Annotated in this window: 21 protein-coding genes and 1 tRNA gene (1 of these 22 only partly in view); 12 read left to right on the top strand and 10 right to left on the bottom strand. The window is 63.1% G+C overall.

Annotated elements, in window-relative coordinates:
• A complete protein-coding gene (locus ACP15O_RS04580) occupies nucleotides 1-729 on the bottom strand; it encodes an ABC transporter ATP-binding protein (RefSeq protein WP_425094863.1) in 729 nt (242 codons plus the stop codon).
• A gap of 72 nt (nucleotides 730-801) precedes the next feature.
• Nucleotides 802-1,731 carry an AEC family transporter gene (locus ACP15O_RS04575; protein WP_425094862.1) on the bottom strand — a complete coding sequence of 310 codons (930 nt, stop codon included), beginning with the start codon at nucleotides 1,729-1,731 and terminating at the stop codon, nucleotides 802-804.
• A gap of 150 nt (nucleotides 1,732-1,881) precedes the next feature.
• Between ACP15O_RS04575 and ACP15O_RS04570 the strand changes: the two genes are divergently transcribed.
• Nucleotides 1,882-2,277: an acyl-CoA thioesterase gene (locus ACP15O_RS04570; RefSeq protein WP_425094861.1), complete on the top strand. Its 396-nt coding sequence runs from the start codon at nucleotides 1,882-1,884 to the stop codon at nucleotides 2,275-2,277.
• Nucleotides 2,278-2,989: 712 nt separating this feature from the next.
• On the opposite strand, the gene ACP15O_RS04565 is transcribed toward ACP15O_RS04570, so the two are convergent.
• Nucleotides 2,990-3,133, bottom strand: a complete 144-nt coding sequence (locus ACP15O_RS04565) for a M48 metallopeptidase family protein (RefSeq protein ID WP_425094860.1) — start codon at nucleotides 3,131-3,133, stop codon at nucleotides 2,990-2,992.
• Entirely contained in the window at nucleotides 3,078-3,443 is a 366-nt protein-coding gene (locus ACP15O_RS04560; protein WP_425094859.1) for a YgjP-like metallopeptidase domain-containing protein, read from the bottom strand. The genes ACP15O_RS04565 and ACP15O_RS04560 overlap by 56 nt, the downstream gene beginning before the upstream one ends.
• Between ACP15O_RS04560 and ACP15O_RS04555 the strand changes: the two genes are divergently transcribed.
• The gene (locus ACP15O_RS04555; protein WP_425095487.1) at nucleotides 3,399-3,821 is read left to right on the top strand and encodes a hypothetical protein; all 423 of its coding nucleotides are present in this window, start codon (nucleotides 3,399-3,401) and stop codon (nucleotides 3,819-3,821) included. The genes ACP15O_RS04560 and ACP15O_RS04555 overlap by 45 nt on opposite strands.
• Nucleotides 3,822-3,908: 87 nt before the next feature.
• Here ACP15O_RS04555 and ACP15O_RS04550 read toward each other — a convergent pair.
• A tRNA-Ser gene (locus ACP15O_RS04550) sits at nucleotides 3,909-3,998 on the bottom strand.
• 274 nt (nucleotides 3,999-4,272) lie between these two features.
• On the opposite strand from ACP15O_RS04550, the gene ACP15O_RS04545 reads away from it, so the two are divergent.
• Genes ACP15O_RS04545 through ACP15O_RS04520 form a run of 6 tightly spaced genes read left to right on the top strand, consistent with a single transcriptional unit; the run spans nucleotide 4,273 to nucleotide 9,717 of the window.
• Nucleotides 4,273-5,148: an SPOR domain-containing protein gene (locus ACP15O_RS04545; protein ID WP_425094858.1), complete on the top strand. Its 876-nt coding sequence runs from the start codon at nucleotides 4,273-4,275 to the stop codon at nucleotides 5,146-5,148.
• A 16-nt stretch (nucleotides 5,149-5,164) separates the two neighbouring features.
• Nucleotides 5,165-6,334 carry a D-alanyl-D-alanine carboxypeptidase family protein gene (locus ACP15O_RS04540; RefSeq protein ID WP_425094857.1) on the top strand — a complete coding sequence of 390 codons (1,170 nt, stop codon included), beginning with the start codon at nucleotides 5,165-5,167 and terminating at the stop codon, nucleotides 6,332-6,334.
• A gap of 5 nt (nucleotides 6,335-6,339) precedes the next feature.
• On the top strand, nucleotides 6,340-6,951 hold the full coding sequence (tmk, locus tag ACP15O_RS04535) for a dTMP kinase (RefSeq protein WP_425095472.1): 612 nt from the start codon (nucleotides 6,340-6,342) through the stop codon (nucleotides 6,949-6,951).
• A 22-nt stretch (nucleotides 6,952-6,973) separates the two neighbouring features.
• Nucleotides 6,974-8,095 carry a DNA polymerase III subunit delta' gene (locus ACP15O_RS04530; RefSeq protein WP_425094856.1) on the top strand — a complete coding sequence of 374 codons (1,122 nt, stop codon included), beginning with the start codon at nucleotides 6,974-6,976 and terminating at the stop codon, nucleotides 8,093-8,095.
• Nucleotides 8,096-8,113: 18 nt separating this feature from the next.
• Nucleotides 8,114-8,920, top strand: a complete 807-nt coding sequence (locus tag ACP15O_RS04525) for a TatD family hydrolase (protein ID WP_425094855.1) — start codon at nucleotides 8,114-8,116, stop codon at nucleotides 8,918-8,920.
• A complete protein-coding gene (locus tag ACP15O_RS04520) occupies nucleotides 8,920-9,717 on the top strand; it encodes an MBL fold metallo-hydrolase (protein WP_425094854.1) in 798 nt (265 codons plus the stop codon). The genes ACP15O_RS04525 and ACP15O_RS04520 overlap by 1 nt, the downstream gene beginning before the upstream one ends.
• On the opposite strand, the gene ACP15O_RS04515 is transcribed toward ACP15O_RS04520, so the two are convergent.
• The 4 genes from ACP15O_RS04515 to ACP15O_RS04500 form a co-directional block, all read right to left on the bottom strand.
• Nucleotides 9,714-10,397, bottom strand: a complete 684-nt coding sequence (locus tag ACP15O_RS04515; protein WP_425094853.1) for a cobalamin biosynthesis protein CbiX — start codon at nucleotides 10,395-10,397, stop codon at nucleotides 9,714-9,716. The genes ACP15O_RS04520 and ACP15O_RS04515 overlap by 4 nt on opposite strands.
• Nucleotides 10,398-10,458: 61 nt before the next feature.
• The gene (locus tag ACP15O_RS04510) at nucleotides 10,459-11,262 is read right to left on the bottom strand and encodes an iron chelate uptake ABC transporter family permease subunit (RefSeq protein ID WP_425094852.1); all 804 of its coding nucleotides are present in this window, start codon (nucleotides 11,260-11,262) and stop codon (nucleotides 10,459-10,461) included.
• Entirely contained in the window at nucleotides 11,259-12,014 is a 756-nt protein-coding gene (locus ACP15O_RS04505) for an ATP-binding cassette domain-containing protein (RefSeq protein WP_425094851.1), read from the bottom strand. Before ACP15O_RS04505 ends, ACP15O_RS04510 begins: the two co-directional genes overlap by 4 nt.
• Nucleotides 12,011-12,490: a transcriptional repressor gene (locus tag ACP15O_RS04500; RefSeq protein WP_425094850.1), complete on the bottom strand. Its 480-nt coding sequence runs from the start codon at nucleotides 12,488-12,490 to the stop codon at nucleotides 12,011-12,013. The genes ACP15O_RS04505 and ACP15O_RS04500 overlap by 4 nt, the downstream gene beginning before the upstream one ends.
• 97 nt (nucleotides 12,491-12,587) lie before the next feature.
• Here ACP15O_RS04500 and ACP15O_RS04495 point away from each other — a divergent pair, with 97 nt between their 5' ends.
• Nucleotides 12,588-13,676: a zinc ABC transporter substrate-binding protein gene (locus ACP15O_RS04495; protein WP_425094849.1), complete on the top strand. Its 1,089-nt coding sequence runs from the start codon at nucleotides 12,588-12,590 to the stop codon at nucleotides 13,674-13,676.
• A gap of 12 nt (nucleotides 13,677-13,688) precedes the next feature.
• Here the strand turns inward: ACP15O_RS04495 and ACP15O_RS04490 are convergent, their stop codons facing one another.
• Nucleotides 13,689-14,252, bottom strand: a complete 564-nt coding sequence (locus ACP15O_RS04490; protein ID WP_425094848.1) for a DUF4202 domain-containing protein — start codon at nucleotides 14,250-14,252, stop codon at nucleotides 13,689-13,691.
• 211 nt (nucleotides 14,253-14,463) lie between these two features.
• On the opposite strand from ACP15O_RS04490, the gene ACP15O_RS04485 reads away from it, so the two are divergent.
• The 3 genes from ACP15O_RS04485 to ACP15O_RS04475 form a co-directional block, all read left to right on the top strand.
• Nucleotides 14,464-17,424, top strand: coding sequence for a caspase family protein (locus ACP15O_RS04485; RefSeq protein ID WP_425094847.1), 2,961 nt, complete (start codon nucleotides 14,464-14,466; stop codon nucleotides 17,422-17,424).
• An 11-nt stretch (nucleotides 17,425-17,435) separates the two neighbouring features.
• Nucleotides 17,436-19,088 (top strand): AmmeMemoRadiSam system protein B, encoded by a 1,653-nt coding sequence (gene amrB, locus ACP15O_RS04480; RefSeq protein ID WP_425094846.1) that lies wholly within the window; start codon nucleotides 17,436-17,438, stop codon nucleotides 19,086-19,088.
• A 64-nt stretch (nucleotides 19,089-19,152) separates the two neighbouring features.
• On the top strand, nucleotides 19,153-19,611 hold the 5' end (the start) of the coding sequence (locus ACP15O_RS04475) for an MORN repeat-containing protein (RefSeq protein ID WP_425094845.1). 1,365 nt of this gene lie beyond the right edge of the window; the window shows 459 of its 1,824 coding nt (coding positions 1-459); the start codon lies at nucleotides 19,153-19,155; its stop codon lies off the right edge, out of view.

The following is a 19,611-nucleotide window of genomic DNA, read 5'->3' as shown; positions in this document are numbered from 1 at the left end:
TTACCACTCGATTTCTTCGGCGGTCAGTTTGGTGTCATTGCGGATCACCTGACGGATGCCGCCATCGGCGAAATGGATCACCCGGTCGGCCAGCTGCGCGGTATTGGCGGCATGGGTGACGATAATCACCGTGGTGCCCAGGCGCTGGTTCACATCCGTCAGCACCTTTAGCACGGCGCGTCCGGTGGCGCTGTCCAGCGCGCCGGTTGGCTCGTCGCAGAACAGCACGGTGGGGCGCTTGGCCACGGCGCGGGCGATGGCGACGCGCTGCTGCTCTCCGCCCGACATTTCCGAGGGGAAGTGATGCGCCCGTTTGTCCAGCCCCACCAGGGCTAGGGCCTCGTCCGCGTCCAGCGGGTTCCGGGCGATTTCCGTCACCAGCTCGACGTTTTCACGGGCATTCAGGCTGGGCATCAGATTGTAGAACTGAAACACAAACCCCACATGATCGCGCCGGTAGCGGGTCAGGTCCGCATCGGACAGAGAGGTGAGCTCCAGATCCTTGAAATAGGCCGCCCCCTGCGTAGGCCGATCCAGCCCGCCCAGAATGTTCAGCAAGGTGGATTTGCCGCTGCCCGAGGGGCCCAGCAACACGACGAATTCGCCCTCGGGGATGGTCAGGTCCACGCCGCGCAGCGCGTGCACGGCGGCGGGGCCTTCGCCGTAGGTCTTGGTCAGACCCTGGGTCACAAAGGCGGCAGTCGAGGATTGGGGACGGGAATCGGCCACGGGATCACTCGCGTTGGGATAGCTCTAGCGTAGCGTGTATCCGGGCGGGGGCCAGTGAAAAATCGTCTCACCCTACGGTAGGATTTGTAGCCAGACCCAGACTGTCAGAATGCACAGCGCGGTCCCGATCAGAACCGAGGACGCCGCCACGCGCCGCCCCACCCCATACATGTTCGCAAAGACATAAGCATTGATCCCCGGCGCCATCGCGGCTGTCATCACCGCCGAGCGCTGCGAGGCAACGGGCAGATCGAAACTACGGGTCAGCCCCCAGGCAATCAGCGGATGCAGCACCAGGCTGAGGGTCAGGACATAGGCGATGACCTTGGTGTCCCCCTCGGGGCGGTACCGCACCAGAACGCCGCCCAGCCCGAACAGCGCGGCGGGCAGGGCGGCGCGCACCATCAGGTCAATCGCCCCGGTCAGCGGCGTGGGCAGTGTTACCTGAGTCAGGTTCACGATGAACCCCAGGATCAGCCCCACCACCAGCGCATTGCGGAACATCGCCTTGGCCACCTGTCCGGCCAGGGCGATGGGGGATTTGCCACGGGCGCGGACGATCTCCATCACGGTGATGCCCAGCATGTAGCAGAACGGCGAATGCACCGAGATGATCGCGTAATTGCCAGCCAGGGCATCCGCCCCATAGGCGCGTTCCGTGATTGGCAGCCCCAGCAGCAGCGAGTTCGAAAACAACCCGATAAAGCCGATGGCCACGCTGTCCTCCCATGGGCGGTTGAACAGATAGCGCGCGCCCAGCAGGCCCAGAACGAACCCCGTTGTCGCCCCGGTGTAAAAGGACACCAGCAACCGCAGGTCAAAGCTCTGGCTCAGATCCAGCCGCGAGATCGCGGAAAACAGCAGGCAGGGAATGGCGAAATTCTGCGTGAACTTCATCAGCCCGTCCACATAGGCATCCGCAAAATAGCCCCTCCAGGTGGCCACATATCCAAAGCCGATCACGATAAAGACGGGCAGGACGACGTTCAGAAGGTCTTGCATGTTGGGCCTTTGGGCTGGGGCGTTGCCCAAGTCCTACGCCTTTGTGCCGGGGCGGGTAAAGTGTTCTGTCCTATTCGGGCCTGAATTATTTGGATGCGCCCTGCCCAAAGCCGGTATATCAGGAAACGCAGACATGATCGGGGGCGGCAGATGCAGCATTGCTATCAGGTTCAGGTGAGTTTCGGTGACTGCGATCCGGCGGGGATTGTCTATTACCCCAACACGTTCCGCTGGATGGATGCCTGTTTTCACGACGCCCTGCGCCCCTTCGGAGGACATGCCGCGATTTGTCAGGAGTTGCAGGCCACGGGGATCGGGCTTGTCGATAGCGGCGCGCAATTCCGCACGCCCCTGCGGGACGGAGACAGGCTGAACATCCGCCTGACCGTGCTGGACTGGGCGCGCAAAACCCTGACCCTGGGCTATGAGGGCCACGTCGCAGAGCGCCTGGCCTTTACCGGCAAAGAGGTGCGCTGCCTGTTCCAGCCTACGGCCAAAGGCCTGAGCGCAGGCAACATGTCCCTGCTGCGCGACCGCCTAAGTTAAGGAAACCACAGTATAAAAGCGCGGCCTGATTTGTAGGCAAAATGGCGGGGGGGGGAGAGATGAAACTGGGCACCAAAGTAACTTGGAATTCCGAGGTCCTTTCCCTTGGCAAACAGTTAGGTCCCCTAAGATTTCAACGGCACGACTTCTGGCGGAAGCCCTTGTGCGGTCGCATGTCAACACTTTCGGGAAGAAACGAACCCGAGAAGCGCAGAAGTCGATTGTTGATGAAGTTCAACGTTGGGAGGGAACGGCCCGCAGGACAGCATATAACGCTATTCACAAGGCAATGCTATCAATGAGCATCCCCTGATAAATCACGGCCCGTGGCTCTCGGATCTCGAATTTGATACGCGCTGGAGTAAAGGGGGGATTGTCTGGCGCCGTTCGGACTGGCAAGCAGGACAAGGCTCAGCCTCATCTTCCGACGCATAGGCCCGCTATGACAATCGTATGACTTTGGTTGGCTCACCACAGACATCGGAACCTCCAGCAAACGAGTATGGTTCTCGACGGTACTTGTAAGCGGTCCCCAAAAGAGCTTGTCGAACGTTTTCTATCGGCTGTGGAGCGAGCTCAAGTTCTGAATGTGATAGCGGCATGAGAGATCGCGCGTGCCTGGCTAATTGGCGAAAATATGGGCATGCTGATATGGATTTCCGCTACGCGAGTAATTTCTCCAATCTGAGTTTGCGTTTACCCCAATCGGGCATCACCCTATCCAGCAAATCAAAAAATCTGGTCCATGATGGGGCTCCGCGATGTGACACAATTCGTGCGTAATTACGTAGTCGATGGAATCAACGGGTGCTTGGACCAATCGACGATTGAGAAGCAAACGTCCGGAGGGGGACATCGACCCTCATCTTTGCCGTGTTTGCCGTACTAATGAGACCTTGGGGCCGAAACGCTTCGGGATCCGGAAAAAGTTCGAGACAGCACTCGATCCGCTCTGGGAATTTGATGTGCGCCCGTTCTTTATACCATTCTTCGACCAATTCTCGTGTCACTTCCGACTTGTTCGGGCGATGTGTTTGAACCACGATATAGCCACGGGTCAGTTTCACGCTCTCTTGTAGGTGTGGGACGACCCTAAGCCGATATTGGCGACCCAGATACAGATGCGTTTCAACACCGACGAAGCGCTGCTCCGGCGTCCGTGGCATCTGGATGAGGACTTGTTTTTTGGCCCCGATGACCCGCTATTTCCTGCAACGTCGTTGCGTGCATCGGCAACGCGTGGATTTCAAGCCGAGGGTTTCGAGCGCCGTCCCTGGAAGACCACCGAGCCTGTGCGCAAGGTCGTAAATGAAGCTTTCGCCCGCGCAGAGCTGCCCGCCTATGGGCCGCACGCATTCCGGCATATGCTTGCGCGCCACGTGGCCAAAACCTGCAATTCCGTTGCCGAACTTGTAGCGGCGTCACAAAACCTTGGTCATACCGACGTTCTGACGACCTTGCGTAGCTATGGCCAAATCAGTCGCGAACGCCAGCGTTCATTGATCACAGGAGAGCAGTTGCCTGACGATATTCTGGACCGATAACGAGAAACGAATGTGGGAACAGGTGTGGGAACGACCTTGGTGAATTTAGCTATTTCTGTTATAAAACAGTAACTTAAGGGATCTATGTGGCGGAAGCGGTGGGATTCGAACCCACGAACGAGTTTCCCCGTTGCTGGTTTTCAAGACCAGTGCCTTCAACCACTCGGCCACGCTTCCGTCCGGGCGCTGTCGGGCGCCGCGTTTCAGCAGACCTAATGGGAAGCGCAGGCAAGCTCAAGTCTCGAATCCATGAAGGCGCGCAAACTGGCATGTGGGAAAATCCGCCGACAGGGCGACGCGGACTTTTCTTGGCGTTGTCATACGGCTACACTATGCGCAAGAGCGGGCGCATGGGGCCGGAGACAGGCAAAACAGGGCCTGAACAGGATCGGCCGGCGCGCTGCGCATAGGTAAAAACGGCGGGCGAACCGCTTTTGGGTGAGCAGGGAACATGACGATGGCTGAGTATGGACAGGGACGGCGCGCCGCGCGCCTTTGGCTGGCGGTTGCGGCGATGGCGGGCCTGGCGGCCTGTCAGGATGGGGGCTTTGCCCTGCTGAATAAGAAACCCGCAGCGCAAGACGCGTCTCCTCGCGCGGTCAAGCTGGTCGAGCGCGATGTCGAGGCCCCCGATGTGTTTCAGGTAACCGAGGCGGGCCTTTGGGATGGCCGCCCCTCGCTGGGCGGGGTCTGGGTTGCGCATCCCGATGTGGTCGAGCCTGAACGCGTGATCATCCGCAACACCGCCAACGATAAATTCGTGATCGGCGCCCTGTTCCGGCGTGAACGAGAAAACCCCGGTCCGCGATTGCAGGTGTCCTCGGATGCGGCGACTGCGCTGGGGGTTCTGGCCGGTCAGCCCGTTCGTCTGAACGTCACTGCCCTGCGCCGCGAACAGGTGGCCGAAGAGCCCCAGGTGCCCCCCGCCCAGGACACGGTGCCGGGCGCTGCGGACATCGAGGAAAAGCCGCTGGATCCGATCCAGTCGGCCGAAAAAGCGATTGAGAAAGCCGAGGCCAAGAAAACGGCCCCCGCGGTGGCCGCTGCTCCTAAGCCGGCTGCGAAACCCGCCTCGAAACCTGCGAAATCCGGGCTTGAGAAGCCCTATGTGCAGATCGGGATTTTCAGCGTCGAGGCCAACGCCAAATCGGCGGCGAAATCCATGCGCTCGGCGGGGATGAAATCTGAGGTGAAGAAGCAAAGCTCGAAGGGAAAAACCTTCTGGCGGGTGATCGTGGGGCCGGCCAAATCGGCCTCGGATCGCACGGAAATGCTGAGGAAAATCAAGGCCAAAGGCTTTGCCGATGCCTATGCGGTACGCGGCTAAACAAGGAGGAAAGCGCATGAAACTCCGACTTCTGGGGCTGCTTGGGGCGCTGGCCGTGGGGGGCGCTTTGGCCCTGCCGGCGCAGGCCTTCGATACCCGTGCCAAATCGGCGTTTGTGATTGATCAGACGACCGGCACGGTGCTGCTTAGCAAGAATGCGGATGTGGCGCTGCCGCCGGCCTCGATGTCCAAGCTGATGACGCTTTATATGGCGTTCGAGGCCGTCCGCGATGGGCGCCTGACGCTGGATGAACGCCTGCCGGTGTCGCAGCACGCGATGAACTATGGTGGCTCGACCATGTTTCTGGACACCACCGATCGCGTCCGGGTCGAAGACCTGCTGCGCGGGATCATCGTGTTGTCGGGCAATGATGCCTGCGCGGTGATCGCCGAAGCACTGAGCCCCGACGGAACCGAGGCCGGGTTCGCCCGCCAGATGACCCTGCGCGCGCAGCAGCTGGGGATGATGAACTCGACCTTTTCCAATTCCAATGGCTGGCCGCAGGCGGGGCACCGGATGTCGATGCGGGATCTGGCTATTCTGGCCGATCACCTGATCGCGGATTTCCCCGAGTTTTACCCGCTGTTTTCCGAGCGCGAGTTTGCCTTCGACGGGCGCGCGCCGCAGAATAAAACGAACCGGAACCCCCTGCTGGGGCTTGGGATCGGCGCGGATGGGCTGAAAACCGGCCACACGAATGAGGCCGGCTATGGCCTGGTCGGATCGGCCAAACAGGGCGACCGGAGGGTGATTTTTGTGCTGTCGGGGCTGGGCAGCTCGGCCGCGCGGGCCGAAGAATCCGAGGCCATCGTGAACTGGTCCTTTCGCCAGTTCGTTCAGAAATCCGTTGCCCAAAGCGGATCGGTGATCGCGCAGGCCGATGTCTGGATGGGGGACGAACCGCGCGTCGGGCTGGTTCCCGCGCAGGATGTGACGGCCCTGCTGCCGGTTCTGGACGCTAAGCAGGTTCAGGCCGAGGTGGTCTATCAGGGGCCGATCTCGGCGCCTGTCAGCAAAGGGCAGGAACTGGCGACCCTGATCATTCAGCCTCAGGGAATGCAGCAGCTGGAGATTCCTCTGGTGGCCGAACGGGACGTGCCCAAGGGTGGTTTTATCCCGCGTATCGCCACTGTGGCTCAAATTTTGCTGAAACGGCTGGATCAGGGCCCCGAGGGGGCCTCTTGAGCGGAATGTTCATCAGTTTCGAAGGCATTGACGGCTCGGGTAAATCCACCCAGGCGCGGATGCTGGCCGACAGGTTGCAGGCGCTGGGCCATGACGTGATCCACACCCGCGAGCCCGGCGGCAGCCCCGGTGCCGAAGAAATCCGCGCGCTGGTTTTGCAGGGCGATCCGGACCGCTGGTCGGCCGAGACGGAAATCCTGTTGTTCACCGCTGCGCGCCGCGACCATCTAGAACGCACGATCCGCCCGGCCTTGCAGGCGGGCAAGATCGTGATCTGCGATCGTTTCGCCGACAGCACGCGCATGTATCAGGGGCTAAGCCGCGGGGATCTGCGGGCGCTGGTGGATCAGTTGCATGACCTGATGATCGGGCAGGAACCGGACCTGACCATCCTGATCGACATGGACCCGGCCGAGGGGCTGACGCGTGCGCTGTCTCGTCAGGGGATCGAGGAACGCTTTGAATCCTTCGGGCAGGAGTTGCAGGTCAAGATGCGCGCCGGATTTCTGGCTTTGGCGCAGGATTACCCGGATCGGTTTCGCGTCATTGACGGCGCGCGCGACATCGAAACCGTGGCTGCCGACGTTCTGTCTGTGGTACAGTCCCGGCTGACATGACTGCGCGCCAAAGAGAGCACCCATGAGCGACAAGGACTTGCCAGAGCCCGACCGGATCGAGGGCGCCCCGCATCCGCGTGAAACCGTGCAACTGTTCGGGCAGGATCAGGCACGAGACAGTTTCTTGCAGGCGTTCAACTCGGGGCGGCTGCATCATGGATGGCTGATCACCGGGCCGCGCGGCGTGGGTAAGGCGACGCTGGCCTGGCAGATCGCGCGGTTTTTGCTGGCCACTCCGGTGGCGCAGGGCGATGACATGTTCGGCGACCCGCCTGCGCCCACCTCTTTGCAGATTTCCCCGGATCATCCCGTCGCGCACCGGATGCTGGCCCTGTCCGAGCCGGGGCTTTTCCTGCTGCGCCGTGGCCCCAATGACAAAGGTGATAAACTGGCCGCCGAAATCCGCGTGGATGAGGTGCGCAAGCTGGGCAATTTCTTTCATCTGTCGGCCAGCGACGGCGGGCGGCGCGTGGTGATCGTGGATGCCGCGGACGAGATGAACGTGCAGGCCGCCAATGCCCTGCTGAAAATGCTCGAAGAGCCCCCCGCCAACACCACTTTGCTGCTGGTCTGTCACCAGCCGACGCGATTGTTGCCGACGATCCGTTCCCGCTGCCGCGAATTGCGGCTCAGGCCTCTGGCACCGCAGGATATGGCGCAGGCGTTGCAGCAGGCCGGGGCGCAGATGCCCTCGGATGCGGCGGGACTGGCTGAACTGGCCTCGGGCTCGGTGGGCGAGGCGATCCGGCAGATCAATCTGGGCGGTGTGCAGATCTATCTGGATCTGGTCAGCCTTTATGATACGCTGCCCCGGATGGATCGCGCGCGGGCGCTGAAACTGGCCGAAGGCGCGGCGGCGCGCGGGGCCGAAACCCGGCTGGATCTGCTGATCGCGCTGAATGATCTGTTGCTGACCCGTCTGGCGCGCGCCGGGGCCACCGGCCAGCCCCCACGCGCCGAGATCGCCCCCGGTGAGGCTGCTCTGCTGGCGCGTCTGGCCCCCGATCCGATCAAGGCACGGGCCTGGGCGGACATCTCTCAGCAGATCAGCGCGCGGATGCAGCATGGCCGGGCGGTCAACCTTGACCCCGCCTCGTTGATCCTAGATACGGTTTTCAAGATCCAGCAAACCGCCGCGGGCTGATCCCGCACCAGGGGCCTCATGACCGACACCATTCAGATTACCGACAGCCATTGCCACTTGGACTTTCCGGATTTCGATGCGGAACGGGACGAGGTCGTGGCGCGCGCGCTAGAGGCCGGGGTGACGCGTATGGTGACGATCTGCACCCGCCTGAAAAATGAGCCGCAAGTGCGCGCGATTGCCGAACGCTATGCGCCGGTATTCTACGCCGCCGGCACCCATCCAATGAGCGCCGCAGACGAGCCCATGGCCACGGTCGAGGGCCTGGTGGCGCTGGCCAAACATCCCAAATTTGTGGGGATCGGCGAAACCGGGCTGGATTACCATTACACGGCCGACAGCGCCGAGGTGCAGAAACAATCCCTGCCCATCCATATCGAGGCCGCGCGCCAGACCGGCCTGCCGCTGATCATCCATTCGCGCGACGCCGATCGGGACATGGCGGATATTCTGTCGGCTGAACATGCCAATGGCGCGTTCTCTTGCGTGATGCATTGCTATACCTCGGGGCCGGAGCTGGCCAAATGCGCGCTGGATCTGGGGTTTTACCTGTCCATGTCGGGCATCGCGACCTTCCCCAAAAGCCAAGAGGTGCGCGACATCTTTGCCGCCGCTCCGGTGGACCGTGTTCTGGTGGAAACCGATAGCCCCTATCTGGCGCCCAAACCCTTTCGCGGCAAACGTAATGAGCCGGGTTATACCGTGCACACCGCGCAGGTGGGGGCCGATGTCTTTGGGATGTCCTATGCCGATTTCGCAGCGCAGACGCAGGCCAATTTCGACCGCCTGTTCTGGAAGGCCGCCGCATACGAGGCCGCTGCATAATGGCCGAACTGACCTTCACCATATTGGGCTGCGGGTCTTCGGGCGGGGTGCCGCGATTGGGCGGCATCTGGGGCGATTGCGACCCCGAGAACCCGCGTAATATCCGCAAGCGCTGCTCGATGCTGGTGCAGCGGAGCACGGATGCGGGCACCACCTCGGTTCTGATCGACACCGGCCCGGACATGCGGCAGCAATTGCTGGATGCAGGCGTCGGGCGGCTGGATGGGGTGATCTGGACCCATGCCCATGCCGATCACGTACACGGGCTGGATGATCTGCGGATGATCGTGTTCAACATGCGCAAACGCCTGCCCGTCTGGGCCGACGGAGACACGCAGAACAGCCTGTTTTCGCGCTTTGGCTATGCGTTTATTCAGCCCGATGACAGCCCCTATCCGCCGATTTTGGACATGCACACGATCAAGGGGGACGTCACCATTTCCGGCCCCGGAGGCGACATCACGCTGACCCCGTTTCAGGTCAATCATGGCGCGATTGATGCGCTGGGGTTCCGGGTGGGCGATCTGGCCTATCTGCCCGATGTGGCACAGATCCCCGAGGATGTCTGGCCGGTTCTGCAAGGTCTGGATTGCTGGGTTCTGGATACGCTGCGCCGTACCCCGCACCCTACTCATTCACATCTGGATCAATCGCTGGAGTGGATCGCCCGCGCGGCTCCGCGCCGGGCTGTGCTGACCAATATGCACATTGATCTGGACTATCAGGCGCTGGCGGATGAAACCCCCGATCACATCACCCCAGCCTATGACGGGATGGTGATTTCCTATCAGGTCTAGGCGCGTTTCAGGCTGTCTGCGATCAGCGCGGGCACCTGCGGCCAGTCGATCATTGCGGGCAACACCGGGCCGGTGAAGGCGGCGGTGTCCAGCGCTTCGGGCATGTCCTCCAGCATGTGGCCGGCGTTCAGTGCGAAATAGCACAGGCAAATCGCCTGCCCCAGATCGCGGGCCTGATCCTGCACGAAGGGCGGTTCCTCGATGAAGCCGGCACGCGTGGTCCGAAAGGGCAGGCGGCGGGACAGCTGCGCCTGCATCGCGTGGGTGGAATCGGCGCTGGTGCGCGAGACGGCACTGCCATGCGCGGCCATCAACAGCGCCGTGTCCTCGGCCTGCCAGCCTTGGGCCTGTAACACGCCGCGCAGCGTGGCCTCGGCGCAATCGGTCAGGGCGGGTTCAACCCCGAAAGGCGCCAGCTGCGTCAGCCCCGCAGCCTGTGATTTCGGCGCCAGGATACGGTTTGTGAAATAGCCCTCGGCCATGAAAAACGGATAGATCAGCGGGGTGTTCATGGCCTCGATCGCGGTCTCCAGCGCACCTTTGGCGGCCAGAGTCGCCCCGCGCACCTGCCAGCCGGGCAGATGGGCCTGCACCTTGGCGGCCAGGGCTTGCAGCGCGTTCTCTTGCGTTTCGGGATCCGAGGGGCTGCCGTGGGCAACCAGAATGGCGGATTTTGTCATGGGCTCTCCTGTTGGGGGGAACCTATCGCGATCGAACGGTTTGACAAGCTGGCCGCGCGCCTTAGGCCCATTGTTTTCGCAACGCGCTGCCCAGGCTGGACAGGGCAAACAGGATCGCGGCCAGACAAACGATGGTGGGGCCGGTGGGCGTGTCGAACTGATAGGACAGCATCAACCCGCCAATAGCCGAGCCACAGCCCAGAAAGGCGGCGATGATCCCCATGCGCTCGGGGGTCGAGGCAAAGGGCCGCGCGGTGGCCGCCGGAATGATCAGCAGCGCCGCGATCAGCAAGACCCCCACGACCTTGATCGCGACGGCAACGACCGTGGCCAGCGCCAGGGTCAGAATCAGCTGCTCTCGTTTCGGGTCAACACCGGCCGCATAGGCCAGATCCTGATTCAACGAGGACAGCAGCAAGGCCGACCAGCGCCACCACAACAGCACGGTGACAAGCGCGGCGCCGCCCCAAATGATGGCCAGATCCGATTGGCTGACGGCCAGAATGTCGCCAAACAGATAGCCCATCAGATCAATGCGGACGCCCGACAGAAAAGACACGGCAACCAGCCCAAAGGCCAGCGCGGAATGGGCCAGCACCCCCAGCAGCGTGTCGATCGCATAGCCGCGTCCGCTTAGCGCAGAGACGGTCAGCGCCATCACCAGCGCCGCCACCAGCGCCCCGGCGAACACCGAGGTCGAGAAGGCCAGCGAAATCGCGACGCCCAGAATGGCGGCATGGGCGGTGGCATCCCCGAAATAGGCCATGCGGCGCCAGACCACGAAACAGCCCAGGGGCGCGGCGGCCAGGGCGACGCCGACACCGGCCAGGGCCGCTCGGATTAGGAAATCATCCAGAATGCTCATTCTGCGGCCTCGTGCGGGGGGGCGTGATCATGGGCACAGTTTTCATCATGCGTGTGATTGTGTTCGTGCCGGTATAGCGCCAGTGCCCCCTGCGTGCCGGACCCGAACAGCGCGCGATACTCCGGGGCCGAGGCCACCTGCTCCGGTGCGCCCTGACAGCAGACATGCCCGTTCAGGCACATCACCCGGTCCGAAGCGGCCATGACAACGTGCAGTTCATGGCTGACCATCAGCACGGCGCAGCCCAATTCCTGCCGGACCTGTTCGATCTGCCGGTAAAACGCGGCCGATCCGGGCTGATCCAGCCCCTGGGTGGCCTCGTCCAGAATCAGCAGCTGAGGTTTGTTCAGCAGCGCCCGTGCCAGCATCACCCGCTGGAATTGCCCACCGGACAGATCGGCCATCTGCCGGTCTGACAGATCGCCTGCGCCGGCCTCGTCCAGGGCCAGCTGCGCGGCCGGGGCGGGGACGCTGCGCGGCAGGTTCAGAAACCGCCCCACCGTCAGCGGTAAGGTCGGGTCGATATGCAGCCGCTGCGGGACATAGCCGATGCGCAACCCCGGACTGCGCAGCACCTGCCCGCCCGAGGGGCGCAGCGCCCCGACAATCGTTTTCAGCAATGTGGATTTGCCCGAACCGTTCGGGCCGACGATGGTCACGATTTCCCCGGCATCAATGTGAAAATCCACATCGGACAGAATCGTGTTGCCGCCCATGCGGACGGTGACGTTTTTGACCTCGACCAGGCTCATTCGGGCATGTCCTGACAATTGGGGCACAGGCCTTCGGCTTCGATCACGGCCTTTTCGATGAGAAAGCCCTGCTCTTTGGCGGTTTTGCCAAGCGTGTCCGTGGACACATGCGCTGTGGCCTCGGCCACCGCGTTGCAGCTGCGGCAGATCAGGAACATGGGCGCATGAGTCTGGCCCGGATGGGCGCAGGCGGTAAAGGCGTTCAGATGCTCGATCTTGTGGGCAAACCCGTTCTTAACCAGAAAATCCAGCGCCCGATAGGCCACGGGCGGCTGCGAGCCCATGCCCTCGTCGCGCAGCCTGTCCAGGATTTCATAAGCGCCCAGGGCCTGATGCTCTTGCAGCAGAAGCTCCAGCACGCGGCGGCGAACAGGGGTGAACTGCAACCCGTTGCGCGCGCACAGGGATTCGACCGCGGACAGGCTGTCAGCGATGCAGGTTTTGTGATCATGGCGGGCAAATCCTATCGGTTCCATGCCGGGCCTCTCGCTGCTGCGGAATTTCTACTTGATATGAGATACTGTAACCGATAGCAACTGCGGTATGTTATATAATTACATCCTGAGGTGTGAGATGCGATATCCCTTCCTATCCGTTGCGGCCCTGTCGGCCGGAGCCCTGTCAGCGACTGGCGCGCAGGCCGATGTGCCGCAGGTCGTTGCCGATATTGCGCCGGTGCATTCGCTGGTTGCGAAAGTCATGCAAGGTGTCGGCGAGCCGACTTTGCTGGTCGAACCGGGGGCCTCGCCGCATGGTTACGCGCTGCGCCCGTCCAAAGCCGCAGCCCTAAGCCAGGCGGACGCGGTGTTCTGGATCGGTGAAAAGCTGGAGCCCTGGCTGGAGGGGCCGCTTGATACTTTGGGTGACGGGGCTGTCGCGATTGAGCTGCTGGACGTAAGCGGCACCACCGTGCTGGAATTCCGCGAAGGCGCGACCTTTGCCGCGCACAACCACGACACGCCGCACGGCGCGCAGGATGATCATGACGATCACGGCCATGATGATCATGATGACCATGCAGACGACCATGCGCATGGCCACGAGGATCACGCAGGCGACGACCATGGCCATGACGACCACGCCGATGAACATGCGCATGAAGACCATGGCCACGAGGATCAGGGCCACGACGATCACGCAGGCCATGCGCATGACGGGGCGGACCCGCACGCCTGGCTGGACCCGGCCAATGCCAGCGTCTGGATGGCCGCCATCGCGCATGAGCTAAGCGAGCTGGACCCGCAAAACGCCGCAACCTATGCCGCCAACGCCGCAGCGGGCCAGGCCGAGATGGCCGCTCTGATCGACGAATTGCGCGCAACGCTGGAACCTGTGCACGATCTGCATTTTGTCGTGTTCCACGATGCCTATCACTATTTCGAGAATCGGTTCGGAATGACCGCGGCCGGGGCGATTTCGCTGGGGGATGCCTCGGATCCGGGGGCCAAACGGATCGCCGAGGTGCGCGACGCCGTGGTCGAAATGCAGGTCACCTGTGTGTTCGCCGAGCCGCAATTCAACCCCGGACTGGTGCAGACCGTCGCGGAAACCGGCACGCATGTGGCGACTTTGGATCCGCTGGGCACGGGGCTGACGCCGGGGGCCGGGCTTTATACGCAGCTGATGCGCGATCTGGCGCAATCCATGCTGGGCTGTCAGTAAAGCGGGCGTTGCCTAGGCGCGAAACGCACTGGCGAAGGGCTCGGGCAGGTCGAATTCGGCCAAGACCCGCGCCCGCCCCTCGGTGGACATTTTCCGCGCCGTCCGCACCACGATCTTTTCCAGCGCTTCGGGGGTCTGAGTGCCTGCGAAGGGCTGGAAATACCATTTGAGGAATGTGAAACAGATCACATCCTCCAGCGCCTGGACCTCGGCGTCGCGTTTGATGCCCTCTTTGCGCAGCAGCACGCCGACGCGGGCCTGATCCTGGGGCGTATAGCCCGCATCCGCCATCATCCCGGCCAGACGTTCGCCATGCCGACGCCCCTGTTCGCGCCGCCATTCCAGATAGCCGGTGCGCCCCTCGGGATATTCCTTGCGCGGCAAGAGCCAGCGCTCCACATGTTGCCCGCGCGAGGCGATTTGCAGGATTTCCGAGGCCTGAGGAAACAGTCGCGCCAGCTCGGCGCTCATCCGTTCGCCATACAGCCGGGCCGCGGGCTGGCCGTCCTCGATCGTGGGGTCGGCGGCATTGGCGGAGTCGATGGCAGTCAGGACGTGGGTCAGGCGATCGGTCATGGGGGCTCTTTCAGGGCTGTTCGTCTGCCGCCAGCCTATACGAATTCCTGGGGCCTGCACCAGCCGGCATGGCCGGGTTCGAACGAAGTTTACTTGATCGCGGGGCGAGGGGCTGCATTAATACGGCCATTGATTTTGCAATATTGAATGCCGTGCGCAACGAGGGGGGCGGATGTTTCACCGCAGTGTTTCAAAGCTGATGGACCTGAGAGTGAGGCTGCAATCAGGGCTGGCGCTGGGCGTCTGGATCTGGGCCGGCACGGCGGGCATGGTCTGTGCGCAGGCCCCGGATTTCTATCTGGATCTGGACACCGGGGGGCATCGCGCGGTGATCCGGGACGTGGATGTCAGCGCGGATGGCCGGGTGATCGTGACGGCCGCCGACGATAAAACCGTGCGGGTCTGGGATTGGCAAACCGGCCAGAGCGAGGTGCTGCGCGGGCAGATCGGTCCGGGCGCCGAGGGGCTGGTGAATGCTCTGGCGATTTCGCCCGATGGGGCGAAGGTGGCGGTTGGCGGCTATTTTGGGAAAAACCTGTCCACGCAGGGGCCCTTCGGGGATGTCCGGGTGTTTGATGTCGGCTCGGGGAAGGTGACGCAGGTGCTGCGCGGGCATGATCTGGTGGTCGAGGCGATGGCCTATGATCCTGCGCGCGATGAACTGGCGGTGTCGGGGCAGGGCGGGCAGGTGCTGCGCTGGCGCGCGCCTTTCTCGGACAGCCCGCAGGCGCTGCCCACGCTTGATACGCAGGCCTGGCGCGTCAGCGAGCTGGCCTATGCGCGCGGCGGCACCCGGCTGATTGCGGCGACCTATGATTACGGGCTGCGGATGTGGGACTTCGACACGCAGATGTCGGTGACCGCCCCGGATGACGAGGCGCTGTGGGATCATCCGCTGGTCGCGCTGGCCGTCAGCCCGGACGGCGCGCAATTCGCCCTGGCAGATGAGCAGGGGCGGGTGACGGTTCGCTCGGCCGCTTCGGGGGAAATCCTGACCGAACTGCCGCAGCGTCCGTTCCGTGTGGATGCGATGGTGTTTTCGGCGGGGCATCTGGTGGTGTCCTGCGGCTATCGCTGCGCGGATCGGTATCGCAGCGAGGTCTGGGATCTGGCCAGCGGGCAATTGCTGGGGGAATACACGCAGCAGGATACCGGCATTCACGCCGCTGCGGCTCTGCCCGATGGGGTGGTTCTGACGGCCGGCGGACGCCGCAATCAGCTGCATCTGTGGCGGACACAGGGACGGGCGCAGGTGCGGCAAATGGGCGGGATCGGCGAGCCGGTTTCCTCGGTCGGGGTGTCGGCGCGGGCGGACCGGCTGGGCTGGGGCACCCAGGATCCGTGCCCCGCGCGGGTGATCTGCCCCGAACAGTTGGGGGTGCTCTCGCAGGAAATGGAACTGCCCACCCCCGAGCGCAGCTTTGAAAAACCGGCCCCGCGTGGGGCGGTGCCTCTGGGGCGGGCGATCACGCAAACCGACCAGATCGGCGTGCAGATCACCCGCGAGCCGGGCAGCGGCTTCGAAGGATCCCGGCTGGAGGTCAACGGCGCGGCGATCGTCAAGGGGGTTGAGGACGGCTATTTCCACGTGTCCTATGGGCTGCTGCCGGGGCAGTCGGGCCTGATCAGCGGCGGCGGCAACGGCATTTTGCTGGCGCATGACCTGACCGGGCAGGTGACGGGCGAATTCATTGGCCACACGGGGGATATTCTGGCGCTTGCCGCCGCCCCGCGCGCCAACCGGCTGCTCAGCGGTAGCGCCGACCAGACGCTGAAACTGTGGAATCTGGAAACCCGCGAACTGATTGTCACCATGTTCTTTGCCGGTGAGGATTGGATCATCTGGACGCCGCAGGGCTATTTCCATTCCTCCCCCAACGGGGATCGGCTGGTGGGCTGGCATATCAATCAGGGCCAGAACCAAGAGGCCCGCTATATCCGCGCGCGTCAGCTGCGCCAGCATCTGCACTCGCCCGAGATCGTGCGGCGGGCGATCCTGACAGGCTCGGCGCGGGGGGCGGCGCAGGATTTGCGCGGGCGGGATAACGAATTGAACGAGCTGCTGACCCGCAAGCCGCCCGACTTTGATATTCGTCTGGTTCAGGAACCGCCGCCGCCCGACGGGTTCGCGGTGATCGAGGTGACCGGCGCGTCGCTGGAGGAGGTCGAAAGCTGGGGCTATTCCGTGCTGGTCAATGACCGGCGTGTGCATCCTGTGCGGACGGGCGGCACGCCGGGGCGGCTGCGCTATTCCGTGCCGATCGGCGCGGGCGAGAACCTGATCAACATCAGTGGGCGCAACGATTTCGGCTATGTCACGGAACGCAGCGCCGTCGCCCTGCGTAAGAAAACCAAGGCGGTGGAAAAGAAGGGCAAGCTGTTTGCCGCCGTGATTGGCGTGAACGATTATCCCAAACTGCCCGACGCCTGCGGCGGCAAGCCCTGCGATCTGAACTATCCGGTGGCCGACGCGCTGGAGTTTCTGAACGTATTGCAGGATCGCACCGCGCATCTGCACACCGGGATGGAAAGCCTGGTTCTGGTCAATGCCGCCCCGCTTGAATCCGATGCGACGCGGGTGCAGGCGCTGTCTTTGTTCATGGACGTCACAGAGGTACAAGAGCCCGAGGCCCGCACCATCAATGACGCGCTGATTGATTTCCTGGCCCGGCCCGGCCCCGATGACACCACGGTGATTTTCGTTGCGGGGCATGGCATGAACCTGGAGGAACAGTATTACCTGCTGCCCACCAACGCGCAGAAACGCGGGGATCGGTGGCGCACGTCCTCTTTGGTGGATTGGAGCATCATCCAAGAGGAAATCTCGTTTGCCGAAGGGCGGCGCATTCTGGTGCTGGACACCTGCCATGCCGCCAACGCCTTTAACGCCAAGCTGGAAAAAGAGGCCGCAGATGCGCAGATCACGGTGTTTTCTGCGACGGCGGCGAATAATACGGCGGGCGAGCGGCCCGATCTGGGCCACGGAATCTTTACCTATGCGATGTTGCAGGGAATGCGCGGCAAGGCCGATGACCGCGGCGAAGGGGTCAAACTGTTCGGGCTGGCCAATTACGTTGACCAAGAGGTGCTGCGGCTAAGCAATCAGAAACAAAAGCCGGTGTTCCATTTTCCCAACAGCACCAATTTCGTGATGGCTCGGCCGCGGCCATGAGGAATGCGCTCATGAAGAAACTGTGCATCCTGATGGCCTGCCTGTGGGGCTCGGTTCTGGGGGCGCAGGACTGTGCGCAGCCCGTGTTCTCGGCCTTTTATGGGCGCCCTGATCTGTTCGAAAGAGGGCTGGCGCAATCGGCGCATGTGGCGCCGGTGCCGCGCATCGGCGGGGCGATCCTGCCGCATCATCTGGAAATGCCTGACTTGCTGGGCGGTGCGGTCCGTATGATCGCCAGCCCGCAGGTGAAGCGGGTGATCGTGCTGTTTCCCGATCATTTCTATCAGTCCCGCACAGTGTTTTCGGTGACGACGAAAGGGTTCCAGACCGTGCTGGGCCCGGTGCCGGTGGATGCGCAGGCGGCCCGGTCGTTGATGCGCAGCGAGTTGGTCTCGGACAGTTGCCTGTTTCAGAAGGACCATGGGCTGCGGGCCGTGTTGCCGTTTTTGGCGCGGCTGATGCCAGAGGTGCCGATTGTTCCGGTGGCGCTGTCGATCAATTCGCGGCAGGCACAGTGGGACCAGCTGATCGAGGCGCTGCGCCCGCTGATGACGCCGGGCACGGTGGTGCTGCAAGCCACCGATTTCTCGCATTACCTGCCGCAGCACGCGGCCCGGCTGCGCGATCAGCAGGTGCTCAATATCCTGGCCGCCGGGGATGCGCAGGCGGCGGGGCAGCTGATACAGCCCGATCACGTCGATTCTGTGGGGGCCATGTATGTGGCCATGCGGCTGATGGCGCAGCAGGGGCGGTATCCCGTCGTGGTGGCCAATGCCAATATGCAAGAGCTGTACGACCGTTTCATCGCCGAAACCACCAGCTATGTCGTGGCGGCTTTCGTGCCCGATGGTGCCGAGGCCCCGCCCATTCATGGCCAGCGCTTTGTGATCGGGGGCGATCTGTTCTTGGGGCGTGTCCTACCGGGCCTGCTGAGCGACGAACTGATCGCCCGCCGTGTGCAAGAGGCGGCTTTGGCGGCGACCGGGGGGCTGCCCCTGGTGCTGAATCTCGAAGGGGTGCTGCTGCCGCAGATGCCCTCGACCCTGGATCACATGGTGCTGGGGATGCCCGCCGATCTGCTGCGCGATTGGGCGCGGCGGCTGAACGTGGTGGCGGTGTCGCTGGCCAACAATCATGCGCGCGACATCGGCGAATCCGGTCTGGCCGAAACCAGGCGGGCCCTGCGCGCCTTTGGGATCGCGCATTTCGGTCAGGGCGAGGTGCTGCACCTGATGGGGGCGGCGCTGGTCGGGCTGACGGATCTGGATGGGCGGGCGGTGCCCTCGGTCGATCGGCTGACGCCTGAGATTCTGGACAGGGCCATCCTGCCCGAGGCCGATGTGCCGGTGATCGGTTTCGTGCATTGGGGGCGGGAATTCGTCACCCGGCCCTCAGCCCGTGAGGACTGGATCGCCGAAGAGCTGCGCAAACGCGGGGTCTCGGCCATCATCGGGGCGCATCCTCATGCGGTCAGCCGGGGGCTGGCGCTGCTGGGCGGCGGCGATAGCGTGGTGCTGCATTCGCTGGGGAATTTCCTGTTCGATCAGCTGCCGCCGCAATCCTCGGGGGGGCTGGCCGAGATACGTGTGTTCCCGCAGGGCACGGTTTTCATCCGGCAGCGCCCATTGCCGCATTTGTTTGCCCGCACACAAAGCGGGAACTGACTTAGCTCTTGTCCAAATCGGGATGGGGCGGTTAGCCTTTCTTCAAAGCACGGAGGAGATCGGGATGGCGGCACGGATCAAGGGGTTGGTTCTGGGATTGGCGGCGGGGATGACCTGTCTGGCGCTAAGCGCTCAGGCGGATGCGCCCGGCACGTTGCAGGAAAAACTGCATGTCATATATGATCCGGTCAGCCGTGAAGTGTCTCGTCAGACGGTGCGCGTTTACGATCCGCATCCCGAAATGTCGCTGGAGTTCAACTGGGAACCTGCGGCGGGCAACTGGCCGGGCGTCACCCCCGAGGGGCTGGCGACGGGGGCGGGGGTGCTTAGCTGGCGTGTGCCGGGGGCCTCGAATTACGACCCGCGCACAGTGCATCACCGCTATGAGGGGGCGCTTGGGAATGGGCGGTTCCACGGTCAGGGGCGGCTGAGCTATCGCGATGGCGCGTTTTTCCAGGGGCAGTGGGCCGAGGGGCAGCTACAGGGACCGGGCGAACATCTGGATGCTTTGGGCAACCGTTAC

Source organism: Youngimonas ophiurae (nom. illeg.), from assembly GCF_049803795.1.
GTDB lineage: Bacteria > Pseudomonadota > Alphaproteobacteria > Rhodobacterales > Rhodobacteraceae > Thalassobius.
The sequence above is the reverse complement of the archived record's forward strand: the minus strand, read 5'-3'. Positions and strand labels throughout refer to the sequence as shown.

Bases quoted from the DNA above. Each gene is read 5' to 3' on its own strand.
- ACP15O_RS04575 (WP_425094862.1), bottom strand. From the start codon at position 1,731: ATGCAAGACCTTCTGAACGTCGTCCTGCCCGTCTTTATCGTGATCGGC.
- ACP15O_RS04570 (WP_425094861.1), top strand. From the start codon at position 1,882: ATGCAGCATTGCTATCAGGTTCAGGTGAGTTTCGGTGACTGCGATCCG.
- ACP15O_RS04565 (WP_425094860.1), bottom strand. From the start codon at position 3,133: ATGTCCCCCTCCGGACGTTTGCTTCTCAATCGTCGATTGGTCCAAGCA.
- ACP15O_RS04555 (WP_425095487.1), top strand. From the start codon at position 3,399: ATGCGTTTCAACACCGACGAAGCGCTGCTCCGGCGTCCGTGGCATCTG.
- ACP15O_RS04560 (WP_425094859.1), bottom strand. From the start codon at position 3,443: ATGCCACGGACGCCGGAGCAGCGCTTCGTCGGTGTTGAAACGCATCTG.
- ACP15O_RS04545 (WP_425094858.1), top strand. From the start codon at position 4,273: ATGACGATGGCTGAGTATGGACAGGGACGGCGCGCCGCGCGCCTTTGG.
- ACP15O_RS04540 (WP_425094857.1), top strand. From the start codon at position 5,165: ATGAAACTCCGACTTCTGGGGCTGCTTGGGGCGCTGGCCGTGGGGGGC.
- tmk (WP_425095472.1), top strand. From the start codon at position 6,340: ATGTTCATCAGTTTCGAAGGCATTGACGGCTCGGGTAAATCCACCCAG.
- ACP15O_RS04530 (WP_425094856.1), top strand. From the start codon at position 6,974: ATGAGCGACAAGGACTTGCCAGAGCCCGACCGGATCGAGGGCGCCCCG.
- ACP15O_RS04525 (WP_425094855.1), top strand. From the start codon at position 8,114: ATGACCGACACCATTCAGATTACCGACAGCCATTGCCACTTGGACTTT.
- ACP15O_RS04520 (WP_425094854.1), top strand. From the start codon at position 8,920: ATGGCCGAACTGACCTTCACCATATTGGGCTGCGGGTCTTCGGGCGGG.
- ACP15O_RS04515 (WP_425094853.1), bottom strand. From the start codon at position 10,397: ATGACAAAATCCGCCATTCTGGTTGCCCACGGCAGCCCCTCGGATCCC.
- ACP15O_RS04510 (WP_425094852.1), bottom strand. From the start codon at position 11,262: ATGAGCATTCTGGATGATTTCCTAATCCGAGCGGCCCTGGCCGGTGTC.
- ACP15O_RS04505 (WP_425094851.1), bottom strand. From the start codon at position 12,014: ATGAGCCTGGTCGAGGTCAAAAACGTCACCGTCCGCATGGGCGGCAAC.
- ACP15O_RS04500 (WP_425094850.1), bottom strand. From the start codon at position 12,490: ATGGAACCGATAGGATTTGCCCGCCATGATCACAAAACCTGCATCGCT.
- ACP15O_RS04495 (WP_425094849.1), top strand. From the start codon at position 12,588: ATGCGATATCCCTTCCTATCCGTTGCGGCCCTGTCGGCCGGAGCCCTG.
- ACP15O_RS04490 (WP_425094848.1), bottom strand. From the start codon at position 14,252: ATGACCGATCGCCTGACCCACGTCCTGACTGCCATCGACTCCGCCAAT.
- amrB (WP_425094846.1), top strand. From the start codon at position 17,436: ATGAAGAAACTGTGCATCCTGATGGCCTGCCTGTGGGGCTCGGTTCTG.